We start from the raw sequence: 19,453 nt of genomic DNA, 5'->3' as shown, positions 1-19,453 counted from the left end.
GCCGAGCGGCTGAGCCGCTTGAGCGCTGCCTTTTAGCTGCCAGCGGAAAATAGTCAAGCCTGCTGAGCGCTTCAAACGGCAGGTTTCGTCAGCCCGTTCAGATGCCGCGTTTCAAACGTCGCGCCCGGCTCCGCGTTCAATCTCGTGCTCAGCTTTCTGTCCGGCTGAACTGCGAGCGTTCGAAGAACAGCACGATGCCCAGGCCGAGGAACAACGGGATAATCAGGTAGAACAGCCGGAACACCAGCAGCGCCGCCAGCACGCCAACCCGGTCCATGTCGGAGAGGCCGGCGAGGAAGACGACCTCGAACACGCCCAGGCCGCCCGGCGCGTGCGAGATCTGCGCGATCGAGAAGGAGACGAGGAAGACGCCGAGCACGACGAAATAGCCGGGATTGTGGGCCTCGGGCAGGGCAAAGAAGATGATCGCGGCGGCCGCCAGAAGTTCGATCGGACCGATCAGCAATTGCCGCGCGACAATAGGCAGCGCCGGATAGTGCAGTTGAAAGCTGGCGATCTTCAGCGGGCGCAGGTGCAGCCAGCTGCCGAATATGTAGGCGGCGACCAGCAGCAGCATCGCTATTCCCGCTGCCTCCGACAGGCCATGATGGGCAAGGCCGGAAAACCGGTCGAGTATCTCAGGCTCGAAGACCAATACCAGGCCAGAGATGAAAATCATCGACAGCACGAAGGTGATCCAGCAGACCGCCACCAGCACGCCGACATCCTGCCCGCTCAGGCCCCTGGTGCCATAGGCGCGGTAGCGGATGACGGCGCCCGAGAACACGGAACCGCCTATGTTGTGCGACAGCGCATAGGTCGTGAACGAGCAGAGCGTGACGAACAGCCACGACACACGCTTGCCGATATGCAGGAGTGCGATGTGGTCGTAGCCGGCGAGTGAGGCATAGGCGATGACCGCACTCACGGCTGCAAGAATCCAGCCGGGTGCCGAAATGGCCGATATGCCGTCCCAGACATCGTCGAGCGAAATGCCACGCAGTTCGTGCCAGAGCAGCAGCAGCGAGAAGATCACCGCCGCGATGCCGACGACCGGCCAGAAATAGCGCCTCCAGTTCATTGCCTGCCAATTCATTGCCGGATTGCCATGCGTTGCGGGTCCGCTTCCTCTTCTGCTGGTGGTGCGAGGAGGCCGGCCACGCCGGATCCTTCCGCCCATTTCAGAAATGCCTCATTGAAGCCGGCTATTCAACCGCGAACGTTTTTCGCGCCGACAACCGGGCCGATTTGTCCATCTTGCAAGCGGCTCAAGAGGGCACCGACAGGCATTGGGCGTACCGGTCCAGGCCTGCAGAAAAATTGCGCGGCGTGACCGGAACGGTGGTTTGCGGACCCAGCCGGCAAAATTCAGCACGCGGCTCTTGGTGATCGGGCGCGGCGCTGTTAGTCTGGCGGCAACTTAAAACACTGAAGCGCCTGCAGCGTCCGTCATCGGTTCGCGCGGTGCCGGAAGGAACGACAGTGGAAGACCGCGACACCGGCGCCAGCGCGCCGGAGGTGGGCGCGTCCAGCGCTTCCCCAGGGCCAATTCCCGGGACCGCGAGCTGGCGCCAGCGCCGCCCGACGGAGTCCCGCTCCGCAGATGGGCAGGCGGGCGACGCGACCCAGAAGGGCAAGCCCAAGAAGCGACGCAAGCGAAGGCGCGGGCGCAAGGTTTTTGCGCGCGATGACGCGCGTCCCACGCAGAATCGATCTCCGGCGCCAGGCAAAACCGGGACCCCGGCGGCGGAGGCGCACAGACCGGCGGAATTGGCGGCCTCGCCCGTGGCTGCGCCGGCGCGCTTCGAACAGGGCGCCCGCCGGCCGCCAATGCATGAACTTCCCGTCTTTGCGGCGCTTGACCTCGGCACCAACAATTGCCGGCTGCTGGTCGCCGTGCCGACGCGGCATGGCCAGTTCCGCGTCATCGATGCCTTTTCGCGTATCGTCCGGCTGGGCGAGGGGCTCACCGCCAATGGTCGGCTCGGCCAGCCGGCGATGGACCGCGCGGTCGAGGCGCTGAAGATCTGCGGCGACAAATTGCGCAACCGCAAGATCCGGAAAGCCCGGCTGATCGCCACCGAAGCCTGTCGCACTGCCGATAACGGCCTCGAGTTCCTCGACCGCGTCGAGCGCGAAGCCGGCCTGAAGCTCGAGATCATCGATCGCCAGACCGAAGCGCGGCTCGCGGTTTCCGGTTGCGGCTCGCTGGTCGAGCGCGACACGCAAGGCGTCGTGCTGTTCGATATTGGCGGCGGCTCCTCCGAAATCGCGCTGATCGATCTCGCCGGCCGCCGCTCGCCAAGGCTCGCCAACCATATCGTCTCGTGGACGTCGCTGCCGGTCGGCGTCGTATCGCTGGCCGAACGTTTCGGCGGCCGCACGGTGACGCGCGAGGTTTTCGCCGCCATGGTCGACGACGTCGCCGGTCGGCTGGCCAGCTTCGATGGGCGCGACCGGCTGAGCCATCTCAAGGCCAGCCCGAATTTCCATCTGCTCGGCACGTCCGGAACGGTGACGACGCTGGCCGGCGTTCACCTCGACCTCGAACGCTACGACCGCCGCCGCGTCGACGGGCTGTGGATGGATCGCGACAGCGTCGACCGCATGGTCGAACGACTGGTCGGTTGGGATTTCCAGCAGCGCTGCGCCAACCCTTGCATCGGTGCGGATCGCGCCGATCTGGTGCTGGCCGGCTGTGCTATCCTCGAAGCGATCCGCGCCGTATGGCCGTCGGAGCGATTGCGCGTCGCCGACCGTGGCCTGCGCGAAGGCATATTGAGCGAGCTGATGGCCGATGATGGCGTCTGGCGCTACGATGGGCGCAGCAGGGCATGATCCCGAAAAGTGACGAACAAGAAATCAGGTAATGACCAAGAAGCCGGAAAAACCAGGATCTGCCAGCATTCGCGTGCTGAAGACGCGGATCAAGAAGAAGAGTGGGCTGAAGGAATCGTCGCGCCGCTGGCTGCAGCGCCACATCAACGATCCCTATGTCCAGCGCTCCAAGGCTGACGGCTATCGCTCGCGCGCGGCCTACAAGCTGATCGAGATCGACGACAAGCATCATCTGTTGAAGCCCGGTATGAAGGTGATCGATCTCGGTGCCGCCCCCGGCGGCTGGTGCCAGGTCGCGGCAGCGCGGACGAAATCGACGGCCGACAAGCCGCATGTCATCGGCATCGACTATCTGGAAATGGACGCCGTGCCCGGCGCACCGGTGCTGTTGATGGATTTCCTCGATCCGCTGGCTCCGCAAAAGCTGGCCGAGGCGCTCGGCGGCGACCCCGATATCGTACTGTCCGATATGGCGGCACCCACCACAGGCCACAAGCGAACCGACCATATCCGCACCATGCATCTGTGCGAGGTGGCGGCTGATTTCGCTCTGTCGGTCCTGAAGCCGGGTGGGCATTTCCTCGCCAAGACCTTCCAAGGTGGCGCCGAAAACGAGCTGCTCTCGATGCTCAAGCGGAATTTTCGCTCCGTCCATCACGTCAAGCCGCCGGCATCACGCGACGAATCGGTCGAACTCTATCTCTTGGCCAAGGACTTCAAGGGGCGAGAGCCGCCGTCAGGTGAATCGGAACGTCCAGAGGGCGAGCCCGAAGTGTGACTCGCGTCAGTTGCCGGGCGGGCTTACCGTTTCCAGCGTCTTGGGCGTCGTCAACCGGCCATGGCCGGAGACGGCGTTGCCGGCATCGGGCGCCAGCCGCATGAATGATAGCGATGCGGCGGCGGAAATCGCCGCGACGACGAAAAACGCGGTGTGGAAATCCGCCAGTGTCAGTGACCTGCCATTCAGGCTCGTGGATACTTCCAGGATGCCGCCGGCCACCGCCACGCCAAGCGCGATCGACAGCTGCTGGAAGACGGCGGCAATCGGCGTCGCCTTGCTGGTGTCTTCAGCCGAAACCTCGGCATAGGCGAGCGCATTGACGCCGGTGAAGAACATCGAGCGGATGAAGCCGCCGACCAGCAGCATGGCCAGCACCAGCAGATAGGGTGTGTCGGGTGTGAACAGGCCGTTGATGGCGATCGAGGCCGCGGCGACCAGTGAACCGATGACCAGCACACGGCGGAAGCCGGCGACGCGGAAGATCAGTGCGGTGACGAATTTCATGCCGATGGCGCCGATCGCCGAGACGAAGGTGATCATGCCGGACTGGAACGGCGTCAGTCCAAAGCCGATCTGGAACATCAGCGGCAGCAGGAACGGCACGGCGCCAATGCCTATGCGGAACAGTCCGCCGCCAAGTACCGAGGAGCGGAATGCCCGGTTGCGGAACAGTTCGAGCGCCAGCAGCGGGTTTTTGGCACGGCGCGCATGCAGCAGATAGAGCGCGCCCGACAGCAGGCCAACCGTCACGGTGACGACACCGACGATTGGCGGCAGATAGGGCAGGCTGACCACCGACAGGCCGAACACCACGCCGGATGCCGCCAGCCCGCTCAGCACGAAGCCGATGAAATCAAGCGGTGGGGTCTGCGCGGGTTCGGTCTCCGGCAGGAAGCGCGTCGCCAGCCAGATGCCGACCACGCCGATCGGCACATTGATCAGAAAGATCCAGTGCCAGGTGAAGTAGGTGGTGATGAAGCCGCCGACCGGCGGCCCGACCAGCGGCCCGACCAGTGCCGGAACGGTCAGCCAGGACATTGCCGCGACGAGTTCGCTCTTCGGGGTCGCGCGCACCAGCACCAGCCGCCCGACCGGCGTCATCATGGCGCCGCCGATGCCTTGAAGGAAGCGCGACACGACGAAGGCCGGCAGCGAACGGGAAAGAGCGCAGGCGATCGAGCCGACGATGAAGACCGCGATCGCGGCACGAAAGACATTCTTGGCGCCGAAACGGTCGGCCATCCAGCCACTGATCGGAATGAAGATCGCCAGCGACACCAGATAGGCGGTCAGCGCAAGCTTGAGCGCAATCGGGCTGGTGTGGATGTCGATTGCGATCGCCGGCAGCGATGTCGCGATGACGGTCGAATCCATGTTTTCCATGAAAAGAGCGACCGCCAGTATGAGCGGAATGGTGCGGTTCAAGGAACGCGTCCAGACGTGAATGTTGCGTCGCCGCTAGCATGTCGGCTTCAGGAGGGCGGGTATCATGCCTTCGCCGGGATGTCGCATTAATTTGCTGTGACTTTTGTGCGACCGGCAACCACAGGTGGCATTCTCTGGACGAAACGTCAGCTTTCCGGGAGCGTGAAACACGGCAACGAACTCGGGTTGACGGGTTCCTTCGCAGCCTTTGCCGGCGCGTTGGCTGACGGAGCATTAAACGAAAAACCCGCCTGAGCGGCGGGTCACTGGCGCAAATCAGCACCATAGGGGAATATGTACCATAGCTGAGGGCACGAAATCAAGAAAAAATTCCTATCCTGAAAAGCTGCCGGCACAAAAGCTGCCGACACTGAACTGGCTGTCGTCAGGTCTTTTGTTAACCTGACTTCGGAGCCTGGGGCGTGAAATCATCGGCTTTTCATCGGCGCCGGGACGTGTTACGAGCCAGCGCCAATCCTGAAAGGGAAGAAGACGAGTCGGCGCTGTCCATTCCGGTCAAGCGCTTTTTTGTATTCCGAGGACTGGCCATGGCAAAAATCATCGAAACGTCCACCGGCGCACTGGCGCTGACCTTTGACGACGTGCTGTTGCAGCCCGGTCACTCCGAGGTCATGCCTGGCGAGACCGATGTCCGCACCCGCATCGCCGGCGACATTGACCTCAACGTGCCGATCCTATCGGCGGCTATGGACACCGTCACCGAGGCGAGGCTTGCCATCGCCATGGCCCAGGCCGGCGGCATTGGCGTCATCCATCGCAATTTCTCGCCGGCTGAACAGGCAGAGCAGGTGCGGCAGGTCAAGAAGTTCGAATCCGGCATGGTGGTCAATCCCGTCACCATCGGCCCCGACGCGACGCTCGCCGACGCGCTGGGCCTGATGCGCAGCTATTCGATCTCGGGCATTCCAGTGGTCGAAAATGGCGGCAGTGGCGGCCACAAGGTCGGGCGGCTGGTCGGCATCCTGACCAATCGCGACGTTCGCTTTGCGTCCGATCCGGCGCAGAAGGTCCATGAACTGATGACCCGCGACAACCTGATCACCGTCAAGGAGAACGTCGACCAGGACGAGGCCAAGCGGCTTCTCCATCAGCACAGGATCGAAAAGCTGGTCGTGGTGGACAGGCAGGGCAATTGCGTCGGGCTGATCACGGTCAAGGACATCGAGAAGTCGCAGCTCAACCCGCACGCCACCAAGGACGTGCAGGGCCGCTTGCGCGCCGCCGCCGCCACCAGCGTCGGCGATGACGGTTTCGAGCGCGCCGAACGCCTCATCGACGCCGGGGTCGATCTTCTGGTGATCGACACCGCGCATGGCCACTCGCAGCGCGTGCTGGACGCGGTCACGCGCGCCAAGAAGCTTTCCAACTCGGTCCGCATCCTGGCCGGCAACGTCGCCACCGCCGAAGGCACGCAGGCGCTGATCGATGCCGGCGCAGACGCCGTCAAGGTCGGCATCGGTCCGGGCTCCATCTGCACCACGCGCATCGTTGCCGGCGTCGGCGTGCCGCAGCTTTCGGCGATCATGTCGGCGGTCGAAACGGCGCACAAATCAGGTGTCTCGGTGATCGCCGATGGCGGCATCAAGTACTCCGGCGATCTCGCCAAGGCGCTCGCCGCCGGTGCAAGTGCCGCCATGATCGGTTCGCTGCTGGCCGGAACCGACGAAAGCCCCGGTGAGGTCTATCTGCACCAGGGCCGCTCCTTCAAGGCGTATCGCGGCATGGGCTCGGTCGGCGCCATGGCCCGCGGTTCCGCCGATCGCTACTTCCAGGCTGAGGTGCGCGACACGCTGAAACTGGTCCCGGAAGGCATCGAAGGGCAGGTTCCCTACAAAGGACCTGTGTCTGGCGTGCTGCACCAGCTTGCGGGCGGCTTGAAAGCCGCTATGGGTTATGTTGGTGGTCGCGATCTTGCCGATTTCCGCGAACGCGCCACTTTTGTGCGTATATCCAACGCCGGACTTCGTGAAAGCCACGCCCATGACGTCACGATCACCCGCGAAAGCCCGAACTATCCGGGCGGAGCCTGACCAGTACGGGATTGGACGAAACCTGACCGCATCGATCCTGCGGCTGTCGCGTCACGCGGCCGCGCTATGTTTTCTGTCGGCGGCGGTTTTCATAGCCATGACGGCGATGGAATTCTTCTACTTCCGGCGGTTGAGCGGCGGCTTGTCGTCACTCGACATGCGCGTTTTGGGCTTCACGCCCGACGAAGGCATGGCCTGGCTGACGGCGCTCGGCCGGCGCGGCGGCGAGATCATTCTCGTCTGGCACTATCTGACCTTCGATCTCCTGTTCCCGGCGCTGCTGTCGGTGACGCTGATCAGCCTGATCCTGGCCACGGGCCGGCGATTGAAGAACTTCCGCGTGCTGCCGGGACAGCTGCAATCGATCGTCGCGCTGGTCCTGGTACTGCCCTACACGCTTGCCGACTACGCCCAGAACATCGCGGTGGCGCGGCTGCTGTCGGATTTCCTGTCGGCCAACCCGGACTCGCTGTCTTTCGCCTCTGCGCTTATCGTCACCAAATTCGCGCTTTTCGCCATTCCGGTGGTTGTCATTGCCGCCTTCTGGCTGACAGGCCAGAAACACCAACCTTGATGCCAGACGGGGCAGGGGGCGCTTCATGAACCAGACCACGATCTTCTGGCCTGTTCTCGCGCATGTGCTGCTGATCTACATCGTCTATGTCGTCCTGGGTCGTCGCAGATATGGCGCGGTCAGGTCAGGCGAAGCCAAGCCGAGTCAGTACCAGGCGCGCTCGACCGAGCCGAGTTCCAGCTCTGCCGTTGCCGCCAATCTCATCAATCAGTTCGAGCTGCCGGTGCTGTTTTATGTGCTGTGCCTGATGCTGCACCTGACCAACGGCGTAAACTATCTGACTCTGGCGCTGATGTGGATTTTTGTCGCGTCGCGGTATTTCCATGCCTGGATTCACCTGACCAGCAACCATCTGCTGCTGCGCAGCCGCTCTTTCTCGTTCGGCGCGGTGGTCCTTTTGCTGGGATGGATCTGGCTTGCGCTGCATCTGCTCGGAGTGGTTTGAGCCGGGACAACTGCCTTTCCCAAATCGGAGGAGGAGGACGAGACTGAAGCTAAAGATCAAACAGTGCAATCTTGCGCTTGTCGAACTTGATGCCGATCTCGCCGCGCACCAGCTTGAGCGCTGCCTCGCCGAACACCGCGCGCCGCCAGCCCTGCAGGGCCGGTACGTCAGCATCCTCGCCTTCGGCTGCGATGCGATCGATGTCGTCGCTTGAGGCCAGCACTTTCGAGGCGACGCCTTCCTTTTCGGCGACGATCCGCAGCAGCACCTTCAACAGTTCCGCGGCAGCGTTCGAGCCCTCCGGCGGCTGAAAACTCTTCGGCAGTTTCGGCATCTGCTCCTTGGGCAAGGCAAGGGCGGTATTGACCGCGCCCAGCAGCGCCGTGGCCGTCGAGGAGCGTTCCCAACCCTTCGGCGTGGTACGCAGCTTGCCAAGGCCTGTCGCGTCGCGCGGCGCCTGCTGCGCCACCTCGTAGATCGCATCGTCCTTGAGCACGCGGCCGCGCGGCACGTCGCGTTCGCGCGCCTCGCGCTCGCGCCATGCGGCCACAGCCTGCACGATCGCCAGTTCCTGCGGTTTGCGCAGCCTCATCTTCAGCCGCTTCCAGGCGTCCTCGGGATGCGGATCATAGGTCTCGCGCGAGGTCAGGACATCCATTTCCTCGTTGAGCCAATGGGCACGGTTTTCCCGCTCCAACTCGGCGCTGAGGTGCTGATAGACCTCGATCAGATGGGTGACGTCGGCCAGCGCATAGTCGAGCTGCTTGTCGGAAAGCGGCCGGTGGCGCCAGTCGGTGAAGCGCGACGACTTGTCGAGCCGCGCACCGGTGATCCGCTGCACCAGCTGGTCGTAGGAAACGCTGTCGCCGAAGCCGCAGACCATCGCCGCGACTTGCGTGTCGAACACCGGGTGCGGAACCAGGTCGCCGAGATGGACGATGATTTCGATGTCCTGCCGCGCGGCGTGGAAGACTTTGACCACTGCCTCGTTGGCCATCAGCTTGAAGAACGGCTTCAGATCGATATCGGGCGACAGCGGATCGATCAGCGCCGTCACGCCGGGTGCGGCCATCTGGATCAGGCACAGGATCGGCCAGAAGGTCGTCTCCCGGATGAATTCGGTGTCGACGGTGACGAACGCCGACTTTTCGAAAGCGGCGAGAGCGGTCTCGAGTTCTTTCTGGGTGGTGATGACGTGCATCAAATCGCTTTTGGCAGGAGTAAGGTTTTCCTAGATTTCAGCCGGCGGGGCTTTCGTCAAGCTTTGGCGCCATCTTCACGAGCCAGCCGGCCCGTCGGAATCGCTGTTTCTTCTGGCTAGCCGTGCGAATGCCGTCGAGGTGCGCAACAGCGCGGTGAAACGGCGGCGCCTGCCTGCCGGCACGCCGGAACGGGCCTGCATCCGAAAGAGAATAACAGCAATGAAGATTGCATAGACCACGGCGCTGAACACAAACAGCGCGCTCGGTCCGAAATATTGCATCACGGCTGAGGCGGCGAACGGCCCACCAATGGCGCCGAAGGAATAGAACAGCATCAGCGCCGCGTTGATCAGCACGAATTCGCCGGTATCGGCGCGGTCGTTGGAGTGCGCGGCTGACAGCGAATAGAGTGGCATGGCGAAACAGCCGAAGACGAAGACGAGGACGAAGTTGAGCGCCGGATTGCTGCCGGCGATGAACACCAGCGCCAATGCTGAAAGCATCGCGCAGCAGGTCGTCATCAACAGCACCCGGCGCCGGTCCCAGCGGTCGGAGAGGTAACCAAGCGGATACTGGATGATGGCGCCGCCGAAAATGCCGACGCTGACGAAGGTGACGACATCGGCGACAGACATGCCGATCTGCTCGGCATAAACCGGCGACAACGTGCGAAAGGCGCTGTTGGTGACGCCGACGGCGATGCAGCCGAAGCAGCCCAACGGCGAAATCCGCCAGACGCGCGCCAGGTCGAGCTTGACGTCCTCGGGCGGCGTCGGGTTGGAGCGGTCGCCGAGCGAGACCGGCACAACCGAGAACGTGATCATCATCGACATGATGGCGAAGATGGCGAATCCGCCGGCGCCGAAGATCGGGATCAGGAACTGGGCGCCCGTCACCGAGCCGATATCGACCATCCGGTAGATCGCCAGCACACGCGCGCGGTCGCGATTGCTGACGCCGGAATTCAGCCAGCTTTCGACGATCGTGAACAGCCCGGCGAAACAGAAACCGCCGGCAAAGCGCACCGCGCACCACATTACCGGATTGAGAACCAGCACCAGCAAAAGGGTGCCGACCGAGGCGATTGCCGCCAGTGCCGCAAATGCCCTGATATGGCCGACGGCCTTCATGATGCGGGTGATGGCCAGGCAGCCGAGCAGGAAACCGGCGAAATAGAACGTGCCCATCAGGCCGATGACGGAGGCGGAAAAACCTTCCTGCGCGCCGCGCAGCGCGATGAGCGTGCTCTGCAGCCCATTGCCGCCAAGCAGAATGCCGGCGGCGAGCAGGAGCGGGATCAGCGGACGGATGGAGGACATGAAGGGGTGATCACGTGTCGGTGACCCTTCTTGAACTATCGCCTTAGTTATTGCCAGCGGCAATCCTGGTGGCATAGTTCGAATTCGGCCTGGGTCGGGAATGGGTAGGCCGTTCAATCCGTGCTGGAATTCTGCAGCTTCAGCGACGCTGCATGTGCAACGAACGCTTCAACACTCTCCTTTGAATAGCCAAGGAGAGCACCCTCCAGTCTCGCCAGATCATTCGATGTGAAGACGTCAAAGGCTTCTCCGCTGCGGCACATGCGAGCGATCAGCAGGCTGAGCTTGCAGCGCCACTCCTCTGTCGGCAGGCAGTAGCTGCGTTCTTCCACGGACGTTTTGGGATCAACCTGGGAGAACTTCAGAATTCGGCCTTCGTCGACAAACTGCTTGAAATGCGCTTCACCAATATCTTCGGCGTCCACGCCTGGTTCTGCCGCGAACAACGCCATCGGCTTGTCGCCCCGCAGCATCAGTTCCAACTCGCGGCCATTATGTGGCCCGATGCCCTTTTGCGAAGAGCGTTTCGGCACAAAGCATCTCCCAAATCGTGATGGCTGCATCGTTGCAAGAAATGCTTCTGACGGCAATGCATGAAGACCGGCAGAGACTTGGATCCCTCAAGGTCGAACCAACAGGCAACCAAAGCCGCTTGCCTTGACAAAGGCGGCCTCTCATGCGCTTTTCGCGCAAATTTTCGAGCCGGCCCGTCGGCCGCAACCCAGCACCCCGGACTGTACCAATGACAATGCACCGTTACCGCAGCCATACCTGTGCCCAGTTGAGGAAGAGCGACGTCGGCTCGACCGTTCGCCTGTCGGGCTGGGTGCATCGCGTGCGCGATCATGGCGGCTTGCTGTTCATCGACCTGCGCGACAATTATGGCCTGACCCAGATCGTCGCCGATCCCGATTCGCCGGCCTTCAAGGTTGCCGAGACCGTGCGTGGCGAGTGGGTCATCCGCGTTGACGGCGAGGTCAAGGCGCGCTTGCCCGAGACAACCAATGCCAACCTGCCGACCGGGGAGATCGAGATTTTCGCCCGCGAGATCGAAGTGCTGTCGGCGGCCAAGGAATTGCCGCTGCCGGTGTTCGGCGAGCCTGACTACCCCGAGGATATCCGGCTGAAATACCGTTTCCTCGACCTGCGCCGCGAGACGCTGCACAAGAACATCATTGCGCGGACGAAAATCATCGCCGAAATGCGCAGGCGCATGGGCGAGGTTGGTTTCACCGAATTCTCGACTCCGATCCTCACCGCCTCGTCGCCGGAAGGCGCGCGCGATTTCCTGGTGCCGTCGCGCATCCATCCCGGCACCTTCTACGCGCTGCCGCAGGCGCCGCAGCAGTACAAGCAGCTGATCATGGTGTCGGGCTTCGACCGCTATTTCCAGATCGCGCCGTGCTTCCGCGACGAGGATCCGCGCGCCGACCGTCTGCCCGGCGAATTCTACCAGCTCGACCTCGAAATGAGCTTCGTCGAGCAGGACGACGTGCTGTCGACCATGGAGCCGGTCATGCGCGAGGTCTTCGAGACCTTCGCCAATGGCAAGCCGGTGACGCAGAACTTCCAGCGCATCCCCTATGATGTCGCCATGCGCAAATACGGCACCGACAAGCCGGATCTGCGCAACCCGATCGAGATGCAAGCCGTCTCCGACCATTTTCGCGATTCCGGCTTCAAGGTGTTCGCAAACATCCTTGCCAACGATCTGAAGGCCGAGGTGTGGGGGATTCCGGCAAAGACCGGTGGCAGCCGCGCCTTCTGCGACCGCATGAACTCCTGGGCGCAGGGCGAGGGCCAGCCGGGGTTGGGCTATATCTTCTGGCGCAAGGAGGGCGACAAGCTCGAAGGCGCCGGCCCGCTCGCCAAGAACATCGGCGAGGAGCGCACCGAGGCGATCCGCCTTCAGCTCGGCCTTGCCGAAGGCGATGCCGCCTTCTTCGTCGCCGGCGATCCGAAGAAGTTCGTCTCCTTTGCAGGTGCGGCGCGCACGCGCGCCGGCGAGGAGCTGAACCTTGTCGACCGTGAGCGCTTCGAACTGTGCTGGATCGTCGACTTCCCGTTCTTCGAATGGAACGAGGAAGAGAAGAAGATCGACTTCGCTCACAATCCGTTCTCGATGCCGCAAGGCGGCATCGATGCTCTGAATGGCGAGGATCTGCTCGGTATCAAGGCGTTCCAGTACGACATGGTCTGCAACGGTTTCGAGATCGCTAGCGGAGGTATCCGCAACCATCTGCCCGAAACCATGGTCAAGGCGTTCGAGACCGTCGGGCTGGACCGCGCCACGGTCGAGGAGCGCTTTGGCGGCCTCTACCGCGCTTTCCAATATGGCGCGCCGCCGCACGGCGGCATGGCTGCCGGTATCGACCGCGTCGTCATGTTGCTGGTCGGGGCGAAGAATCTGCGCGAAGTGACCATGTTCCCGATGAACCAGCAGGCTTATGATTTGTTGATGAGCGCGCCTTCGGAAGCGAGCCAACAGCAGCTTCGCGAACTGGCGCTGCGCGTGGCTGTGCCCAAGAAGGACGCCTGATCGCACTTCGGGCTCTGCTTTAATAAACCACCCGAAACGATTCGTTTGGTTCGCTAATCCCAATGAAAAGCCCGGCATCGCTGCCGGGCTTTTCGCGTCTTGAGGTCGTTTCGATCAGTCTTCGTTGGCCTTGACGGTGACGCCGAGCGTCTTCGGCAGGTCGAGCGGGTTGGACATGGCGCCCGCCATGATCAGCGCGAACGGCACCGAAGCCGGTGGCTCTGCCGAGATCTCGATGCTCTTCGGATCGTCGAGATATTTGCCGACCGCGGCCGTGACCTGTGCCGTCAGTTCCGGGTTGTTGAGCTGCGCCATGCCGAACGGCACGATCGCCTTGGCCTGGTTGGCAATGTCCTTGCCGGACATGCCTTGCTGCTTGCCGACATAGTCCAGCACCTTGTTGGTCAGCGAATCATCGTCGAAGCGGATCGAGGCACCGTTGAAAGAAAGCTGCTGCAACAGGCCGAGCATCGCCATGCCTTGCGCCGAATTGTCGGCGCCTTCAGGTTGTGCCGCCATTTTCTTCTGCATTTCCTGCAGCGACTTGATGAAATCCATCGTGTAGCCGCCGAGATCGAAGGTCATTCCGAACGTGCCGGCATTCTCGACGGAGATGTCATATTTCGACAGTTCTATCTTTCCGTCCGAAGGCTGCCAGGTGCCGGCCATCTCAAGATTGCCCGCGATGTTCTGGTAGCCGAGCGCGTTGATGACTTCCTTGGACTTGGGATCGTCGACCAGTGTCAGGTCGGCGTTGAACTTTTCCGTGGTGGCGCTGAATTCCATCGCCTTGCCGTCCGCCGGCGGAGTGATCTCGATGGCCAGTCCGTCCATCGAGAAGGCGGTCTTGTCGGCGACCTTGACGGTCATGTTCGAGAGTTCGGCAGACTTGTACATCATCAGCGAGCCCAAGGGGCTGGTCGCGCCGTCGGCCGGAACGGTCATGTCGTGGATGACGAACGGGCTGAGATCGAGGGTGACGCCGTCCTTGCTGTGTTCGAAGGCCGCCGTCGACACGGTGGCGATGTCATAGCCGCCATTGGCCTCGGTGATGCCTTCGAGTTTGACGTCGCCGATCGTGAGGGCTTCCTTTTCCGCCGCCGGTTTGACGGCAACGCCCTGCAGCACCATGCTGGCATTGTCACCGGTCACGCCGGTCCAGGAAATGTCGACGCCCTGGGCAGCAAGGGCTGCCTTCAGCCGGTCGGCGACTGCCGCGTCCTGCGCAAGGGCGGCGTTCAGCGGCAGCGTGAGCAAAAAGGTCGAAAAGGCAAATTTCTGGAGAGTTGAGCGTTTGATTGTCATCGCAGATCCCTGAGAGTGTTCTGAAATTGTTTTTCAATTCTTTGCGCCATCACCATTCCGTGACGAACTGGACCGGAAAAAGGCGTATCCCGGCACAATGGCCAAAAATCACGGCGAAAGGCAAACCCGATCCCACCGTCTACGTGCGAACCGGCTAATTTATCATGAAGAACCGGTGGGCGATATCATCGCGCTTGGCCTTAGAACCCGCATGTAACAGGCTGATGTTGGTCGATATCCCTTGGCGTACGGTTTCATGTTGCAGAAGGTCCGGCATAGCTGCCTGCCTCTTGCCGCGAATCACCCGCTCGGCTAGTCCCAGCCCATGGGAAAAAGGCTTTTGCCGCCTGAAAATGGCGGTGGCGATCATATCGAGCCGGTCGATCTGAAGAAGGCGCTGGAAGAGCGCTATCTTGCCTATGCGCTGTCGACCATCATGCACCGGGCGCTGCCAGACGTGCGCGACGGACTGAAGCCGGTCCATCGCCGCATCATGCACGCCATGCGCCTGTTGCGGCTCAATCCGGACCAGGGATTTGCCAAATGCGCCCGCATCGTAGGCGAGGTGATGGGCAAGTTCCACCCGCATGGCGACCAGTCGATCTATGACGCTCTGGTGCGGTTGGCGCAGGATTTTTCGATGCGCTATCCCCTGGTCGACGGGCAAGGCAATTTCGGCAACATCGACGGCGATAACGCCGCCGCCATGCGCTACACCGAAGCGCGCATGACCGATGTGGCGACCGAGCTGTTGTCCGGCATCACCGAGGACGCCGTCGACTATCGGCCGACCTACAATGAAGAAGACGAAGAGCCGGTGGTTTTGCCCGGCGCTTTCCCGAACCTGCTGGCCAACGGCTCGTCCGGCATCGCCGTCGGCATGGCGACATCGATCCCGCCCCACAACGCGGCCGAGCTTTGCGATGCGGCACTTCACCTGATCGAGCATCGGGACGCGCCGGTGGCCAAGCTGATGGATTTCGTCCAGGGGCCGGATTTCCCGACCGGCGGCATCATCGTCGACAGCCGCGCTTCGATCCTCGAAGCCTATGAGACCGGCCGCGGCGGCTTTCGCGTCCGCTCGAAATGGATCCAGGAGGATCAGGGCAGGGGTACCTGGAGCATCGTCGTCACCGAAATTCCCTACGGCGTACAGAAGGCCCGGCTGATCGAGAAGATCGCCGAGCTGTTGATGGCGCGCAAGCTGCCGCTGCTTGAGGATATCAGGGACGAGAGCGCCGAGGACATCCGCGTCGTGCTGGTGCCGAAGAGCCGCTCGGTCGACCCCGGCATCCTGATGGAATCACTGTTCAAGCTGACCGAGCTCGAAAGCCGCTTCCCGCTCAACATGAACGTCCTGTCGCGCGGCAAGGTGCCTAACGTGCTGTCGCTGAAGGGCGTGCTGCAGGAGTGGCTCGAGCATCGCCGCGAGGTTTTGATCCGCCGCTCGAAACATCGGCTCGGTGAAATCGAACGGCGCCTTGAGATTCTTGCCGGCTATCTGATCGCCTATCTCAACATCGACGAGGTGATCAGGATCATCCGCGAGGAGGATGAGCCAAAGCAGGTGATGATGGCCCGCTGGTCGCTCACTGACACGCAGGCCGAAGCAATCCTCAACATGCGGCTGCGCGCCCTGCGCAAGCTGGAAGAATTCGAGATCCGCAAGGAATTCGACGGGTTGAGCGCCGAGAAGAAGCAGATCGAGGCGCTGCTTGCTTCGAACGAGAAGCAGTGGGCCACGATCAAGTGGGAGGTCACCAACATCCGCGACAAGTTCGGTCCGGAGACCGAGCTCGGCAAGCGCCGCACCCAGTTCGCCGACGCGCCCGAGCACGATCTGACCGACATTGCCCATGCCATGATCGAGCGCGAGCCGGTCACCGTGGTCGTTTCTGAAAAGGGCTGGCTGCGGGCAATGAAGGGGCATCTGGCCGATCTCTCGACACTGACTTTCAAGGAAGGCGACAGCCTCAAGCTCGCCTTCCATGCCCAGACCACCGACAAAGTGCTGGTCTTCACGACCGGCGGCAAGTTCTACACCATCGGCGCCGACCGGCTGCCTGGTGGCCGCGGCCATGGCGAGCCGATCCGTATCATCGTCGACATGGACAATGATCAGGACATCGTCACCGCCTTCGTTCACGATCCGAAGCGCAAGCTGCTGTTGGCCTCGCATGACGCCAACGGCTTCATCGTGCCTGAGGAGGAAGTCGTCGCCAACACCCGCAAGGGCAAGCAGGTGATGAACGTCAAGGCGCCGGACGAAGCCAAGCGCTGCATTCCGGTGACGGGTGATCATCTCGCCATCGTCGGCGAGAATCGCAAGATGCTGGTGTTCGCGCTCTCCGAGATTCCGGAGATGGGCCGCGGCAAGGGCGTGCGGCTGCAGAAATACAAGGACGGCGGCCTTCTCGACCTTAAGCCGTTCGCGCTGGAGAGCGGTCTCACCTGGCAGGATTCGGCCGACCGCACCTTCACCCGGTCGCGCGAGGAACTGGCCGAATGGATCGGCGCGCGCGCCTCGGCCGGACGCATGGTGCCGAAGGGCTTCCCGAGGACGGGGAAATTTGGATAGCTAATCTCCCCCCTTGAGGGGGAGATGTCGCCGAAGGCGACAGAGGGGGTCGGTACGTCCTGACGCGACCTCCTATCGCAGACGAAGGAGGCTGGCGCTTCATGCGCGGCGACCCCCTCTGGCCTGCCGGCCATCTCCCCCTCGAGGGGGGAGATCCCAACAATTGGACTATCGTCACGATTGCTGCACTATGTCAGTGCATAAGCGGGAAGGGTGTTTGAGAGAGGCAGGCGTTTGAAGGAAGCAAAAATCCAGAAACCGGAACGGCAGCAGCGCCTGTTCGGCCTGTCGACGCCGCTGCGGGCCGCCGTCATTCCGCCACTGTCGGCGGCGCGCTGGCTGCTGGTGCTGATCGTCGCCGCCGGCGTCTATTTTTTTCATGGCTTCCTGTTTCCGGTGCTGGCGGCGCTTGTCATCGCTTTCGCCAGCTGGCCGCTCTACCGCCGCCTGCTTGTCGCAGTTGGCGGCAACCGCACCATCGCCGCAACCTTTGCCATCCTCTTCATCCTCGCCTTCCTGGTGATACCGATCGCCTTCGCCGGCACCTATGCGATCAACGAGGTCCGCGAGTGGGTCGCCTGGGCCATCGAGACCAACCGGCACGGTGCGGTGACGCCGCACTGGATCGCCACCATGCCTGTCGTGGGCGAGTGGCTGAATGAGCAATGGACGACGAATTTTGGCCATCCTGGTGGCATTGGTGAACTGATCCAGCTGGTCAGTGGCGCCAATATCGGCAGCATCTACCGCGGCGTGCTGGCCGCCGGCGGCAGCGCCTTCGGCCTGCTCCTGACGCTGCTGTTCATGATGATCGCCTTGTTCTTCGCCTATCGCGACGGCGAGCACTTTGCCGGCCAGGTCGACCGTCTCGGCGAACGCATCCTGCCGACCAGATGGGAGCGGATCTCGCGCGTCGTGCCGGCGACGATATCGTCGACGGTGACGGGCATGACCGTCATCGCCATCGGCGAGGGGCTGGTGCTGGGTATTGCCTATTGGCTGGCCGGCGTGCCGTCGCCGGTAACGCTCGGCGCCCTGACCGGCGTCATGGCGCTGATCCCCGGCGGTGCGCCACTATCCTTCACCCTGGTCTCGATCTACCTCGCCGCCAGCGGATCGCCGATGGCCGGGCTGGCACTGTTTCTATGGGGCGCGGTCGAGTTGTTCATCGTCGACAAGACACTGCGCCCGAAGCTGGTCGGCGGGCCGATAAAACTGCCTTTCCTGCCGACGTTCTTCGGCCTGATCGGCGGCGTCAAGACCATGGGATTCCTAGGCCTGTTCATCGGCCCCGTGTTGATGGCCCTGTTGGTCGCAATCTGGCGCGAATGGCTGCGCGAGGTGGAACTGGCCGACGAAATCGCACTTGGTTCGCCGGCCGAAATTGAAGCCGGCCCGCAAATCGAGGCCCTGCCGGAACCCGACCTGGCCAAGAAGAAGGCCAGCGCCTGATCTCGGAAGCCGGCTTGCCCTACACCGGATGATGCACCGCAAAGTCGCTACGGCGCTTGCGCCCGTCATGCAGTTGCCAGGCCGAATGTGCGATCAGCGTCACGACCAGGATCGCACCACCAATCAGGCTGTTGCGGCTCGGTGTCTCGGCAAAGATCATCCACACCCAGACCGGCGCCAGCACCGTTTCGAGCAGGTAGAACATCGCCACTTCCGGCCCCGAAATGTATTTCGGCCCGGCGGCAAGGCAGAAGAACGAGATCGGCATGATGACGGCGCCATTGAAGATGATCCACCACGGCGCGTTCACATGGAAGCCTTCGCCTGTCAGCATGAAGGCTGCCAGCCCAAGCGGCAGAAGGACGCCGACGAGCGAGGTGAATCCCATGTCCTTGCCGCTGGCGCGCGAGATGGTGATGGCCACGGCGATGAAGAAGGCCGAGCACAGCGCCATGAAATCGCCGAACAACTTTCCGGTGCCGACGGAACCGCCGACGATGATCAGCACGCCGACGATCATGATAAGCATGGCGGCGATCGTCACCAGCCGCGGCCTCTCCCGCAGGAATATCCAGGACAGCAACCCCGCGAACACGGTGTTGAAGGCCAGGATAAACACCAGGTCGGCGGTCGAGGTCGTATAGACAGCGGTGACGAAGGAGATCCCGGTCAGCCCATAACAGATCGCCACAATCAGGCCGGACCAGCCGGGGATAAGTGGCGGGGCGTTCCGGTTCAGGGTGCGCCAGACCGACCAGATCACCATCGCCGCGACGAATGTAGTGCCGGTGCGCAGCAGCATGATCGTCCATGCTCCACCGTCGGCGAGGCGGATCAACGGTATGTCGGCAGTCAGCGTCAGCCCGCCGATGGCGGTTATCAGAAGACCTTTCTGGTGATCACGGTGAGAGGACATGCAGGAACTTTCGCAATGAAGAGCAGGC

15 protein-coding genes are annotated in these 19,453 nt (G+C 62.5%); 8 read left to right on the top strand and 7 right to left on the bottom strand.

All coding sequences use genetic code 11. The annotated features are described in order from the left end of the window. Positions 1-148 precede the first annotated feature (148 nt). Positions 149-1,081: a lysylphosphatidylglycerol synthase domain-containing protein gene (locus NKI20_RS00985; protein WP_352827482.1), complete on the bottom strand. Its 933-nt coding sequence runs from the start codon at positions 1,079-1,081 to the stop codon at positions 149-151. Between the two features lie 401 nt (positions 1,082-1,482). Here NKI20_RS00985 and NKI20_RS00980 point away from each other — a divergent pair, with 401 nt between their 5' ends. Together NKI20_RS00980 and NKI20_RS00975 are read left to right on the top strand one after the other, a co-directional pair. Next, positions 1,483-2,838: a Ppx/GppA phosphatase family protein gene (locus NKI20_RS00980; RefSeq protein WP_352827480.1), complete on the top strand. Its 1,356-nt coding sequence runs from the start codon at positions 1,483-1,485 to the stop codon at positions 2,836-2,838. 31 nt (positions 2,839-2,869) lie between these two features. Beyond that, positions 2,870-3,616, top strand: a complete 747-nt coding sequence (locus tag NKI20_RS00975; protein WP_352827478.1) for an RlmE family RNA methyltransferase — start codon at positions 2,870-2,872, stop codon at positions 3,614-3,616. A 6-nt stretch (positions 3,617-3,622) separates the two neighbouring features. Here NKI20_RS00975 and NKI20_RS00970 read toward each other — a convergent pair whose 3' ends face one another. Next, positions 3,623-5,044 (bottom strand): DHA2 family efflux MFS transporter permease subunit, encoded by a 1,422-nt coding sequence (locus NKI20_RS00970; RefSeq protein ID WP_352827475.1) that lies wholly within the window; start codon positions 5,042-5,044, stop codon positions 3,623-3,625. A 548-nt stretch (positions 5,045-5,592) separates the two neighbouring features. Here NKI20_RS00970 and guaB point away from each other — a divergent pair. The 3 genes from guaB to NKI20_RS00955 are packed head-to-tail and all read left to right on the top strand — an operon-like array spanning position 5,593 to position 8,114. Then, positions 5,593-7,095, top strand: a complete 1,503-nt coding sequence (gene guaB, locus NKI20_RS00965; protein WP_023762205.1) for an IMP dehydrogenase — start codon at positions 5,593-5,595, stop codon at positions 7,093-7,095. Further along, a complete protein-coding gene (locus NKI20_RS00960; RefSeq protein WP_352827471.1) occupies positions 7,046-7,669 on the top strand; it encodes a hypothetical protein in 624 nt (207 codons plus the stop codon). The genes guaB and NKI20_RS00960 overlap by 50 nt, the downstream gene beginning before the upstream one ends. A 25-nt stretch (positions 7,670-7,694) precedes the next feature. Continuing rightward, positions 7,695-8,114 (top strand): MAPEG family protein, encoded by a 420-nt coding sequence (locus NKI20_RS00955; protein ID WP_352827468.1) that lies wholly within the window; start codon positions 7,695-7,697, stop codon positions 8,112-8,114. A 49-nt stretch (positions 8,115-8,163) separates the two neighbouring features. Here the strand turns inward: NKI20_RS00955 and rnd are convergent, their stop codons facing one another. The 3 genes from rnd to NKI20_RS00940 all read right to left on the bottom strand — a co-directional run bounded on the left by rnd (position 8,164) and on the right by NKI20_RS00940 (position 11,168). Next, a complete protein-coding gene (gene rnd, locus NKI20_RS00950) occupies positions 8,164-9,315 on the bottom strand; it encodes a ribonuclease D (protein WP_352827465.1) in 1,152 nt (383 codons plus the stop codon). A 75-nt stretch (positions 9,316-9,390) separates the two neighbouring features. Then, positions 9,391-10,635 (bottom strand): MFS transporter, encoded by a 1,245-nt coding sequence (locus tag NKI20_RS00945; RefSeq protein ID WP_352827463.1) that lies wholly within the window; start codon positions 10,633-10,635, stop codon positions 9,391-9,393. Between the two features lie 113 nt (positions 10,636-10,748). Further along, positions 10,749-11,168: a hemin receptor gene (locus NKI20_RS00940; RefSeq protein WP_352608365.1), complete on the bottom strand. Its 420-nt coding sequence runs from the start codon at positions 11,166-11,168 to the stop codon at positions 10,749-10,751. A 215-nt stretch (positions 11,169-11,383) separates the two neighbouring features. On the opposite strand from NKI20_RS00940, the gene aspS reads away from it, so the two are divergent. Continuing rightward, positions 11,384-13,174 carry an aspartate--tRNA ligase gene (aspS, locus tag NKI20_RS00935; RefSeq protein WP_352827629.1) on the top strand — a complete coding sequence of 597 codons (1,791 nt, stop codon included), beginning with the start codon at positions 11,384-11,386 and terminating at the stop codon, positions 13,172-13,174. A gap of 114 nt (positions 13,175-13,288) precedes the next feature. On the opposite strand, the gene NKI20_RS00930 is transcribed toward aspS, so the two are convergent. After that, positions 13,289-14,479, bottom strand: a complete 1,191-nt coding sequence (locus NKI20_RS00930; RefSeq protein ID WP_352827461.1) for an aq_1923 C-terminal domain — start codon at positions 14,477-14,479, stop codon at positions 13,289-13,291. Positions 14,480-14,804: 325 nt separating this feature from the next. Between NKI20_RS00930 and parC the strand changes: the two genes are divergently transcribed. Then, entirely contained in the window at positions 14,805-17,057 is a 2,253-nt protein-coding gene (gene parC, locus NKI20_RS00925; RefSeq protein ID WP_352827459.1) for a DNA topoisomerase IV subunit A, read from the top strand. 234 nt (positions 17,058-17,291) lie between these two features. Next, positions 17,292-18,509, top strand: coding sequence for an AI-2E family transporter (locus NKI20_RS00920; protein ID WP_352605192.1), 1,218 nt, complete (start codon positions 17,292-17,294; stop codon positions 18,507-18,509). A gap of 19 nt (positions 18,510-18,528) precedes the next feature. On the opposite strand, the gene NKI20_RS00915 is transcribed toward NKI20_RS00920, so the two are convergent. Beyond that, positions 18,529-19,425, bottom strand: coding sequence for a DMT family transporter (locus tag NKI20_RS00915; RefSeq protein WP_352827456.1), 897 nt, complete (start codon positions 19,423-19,425; stop codon positions 18,529-18,531). Positions 19,426-19,453: the final 28 nt, after the last annotated feature.

It is taken from the genome of Mesorhizobium sp. M0830 (assembly GCF_040319965.1).
In the GTDB taxonomy this organism is placed as follows: Bacteria; Pseudomonadota; Alphaproteobacteria; order Rhizobiales; family Rhizobiaceae; genus Mesorhizobium.
Note: the sequence above shows the minus strand (reverse complement) of the source record. Positions and strands in the feature narration are given on the sequence as shown.

Excerpts from the sequence above, each read along its gene's own strand:
- NKI20_RS00985 (WP_352827482.1), bottom strand. The coding sequence starts at position 1,081 with ATGAACTGGAGGCGCTATTTCTGGCCGGTCGTCGGCATCGCGGCGGTG.
- NKI20_RS00975 (WP_352827478.1), top strand. The coding sequence starts at position 2,870 with ATGACCAAGAAGCCGGAAAAACCAGGATCTGCCAGCATTCGCGTGCTG.
- guaB (WP_023762205.1), top strand. The coding sequence starts at position 5,593 with ATGGCAAAAATCATCGAAACGTCCACCGGCGCACTGGCGCTGACCTTT.
- NKI20_RS00960 (WP_352827471.1), top strand. The coding sequence starts at position 7,046 with ATGACGTCACGATCACCCGCGAAAGCCCGAACTATCCGGGCGGAGCCT.
- NKI20_RS00955 (WP_352827468.1), top strand. The coding sequence starts at position 7,695 with ATGAACCAGACCACGATCTTCTGGCCTGTTCTCGCGCATGTGCTGCTG.
- rnd (WP_352827465.1), bottom strand. The coding sequence starts at position 9,315 with ATGCACGTCATCACCACCCAGAAAGAACTCGAGACCGCTCTCGCCGCT.
- NKI20_RS00945 (WP_352827463.1), bottom strand. The coding sequence starts at position 10,635 with ATGTCCTCCATCCGTCCGCTGATCCCGCTCCTGCTCGCCGCCGGCATT.
- aspS (WP_352827629.1), top strand. The coding sequence starts at position 11,384 with ATGCACCGTTACCGCAGCCATACCTGTGCCCAGTTGAGGAAGAGCGAC.
- NKI20_RS00930 (WP_352827461.1), bottom strand. The coding sequence starts at position 14,479 with ATGACAATCAAACGCTCAACTCTCCAGAAATTTGCCTTTTCGACCTTT.
- parC (WP_352827459.1), top strand. The coding sequence starts at position 14,805 with ATGGGAAAAAGGCTTTTGCCGCCTGAAAATGGCGGTGGCGATCATATC.
- NKI20_RS00915 (WP_352827456.1), bottom strand. The coding sequence starts at position 19,425 with ATGTCCTCTCACCGTGATCACCAGAAAGGTCTTCTGATAACCGCCATC.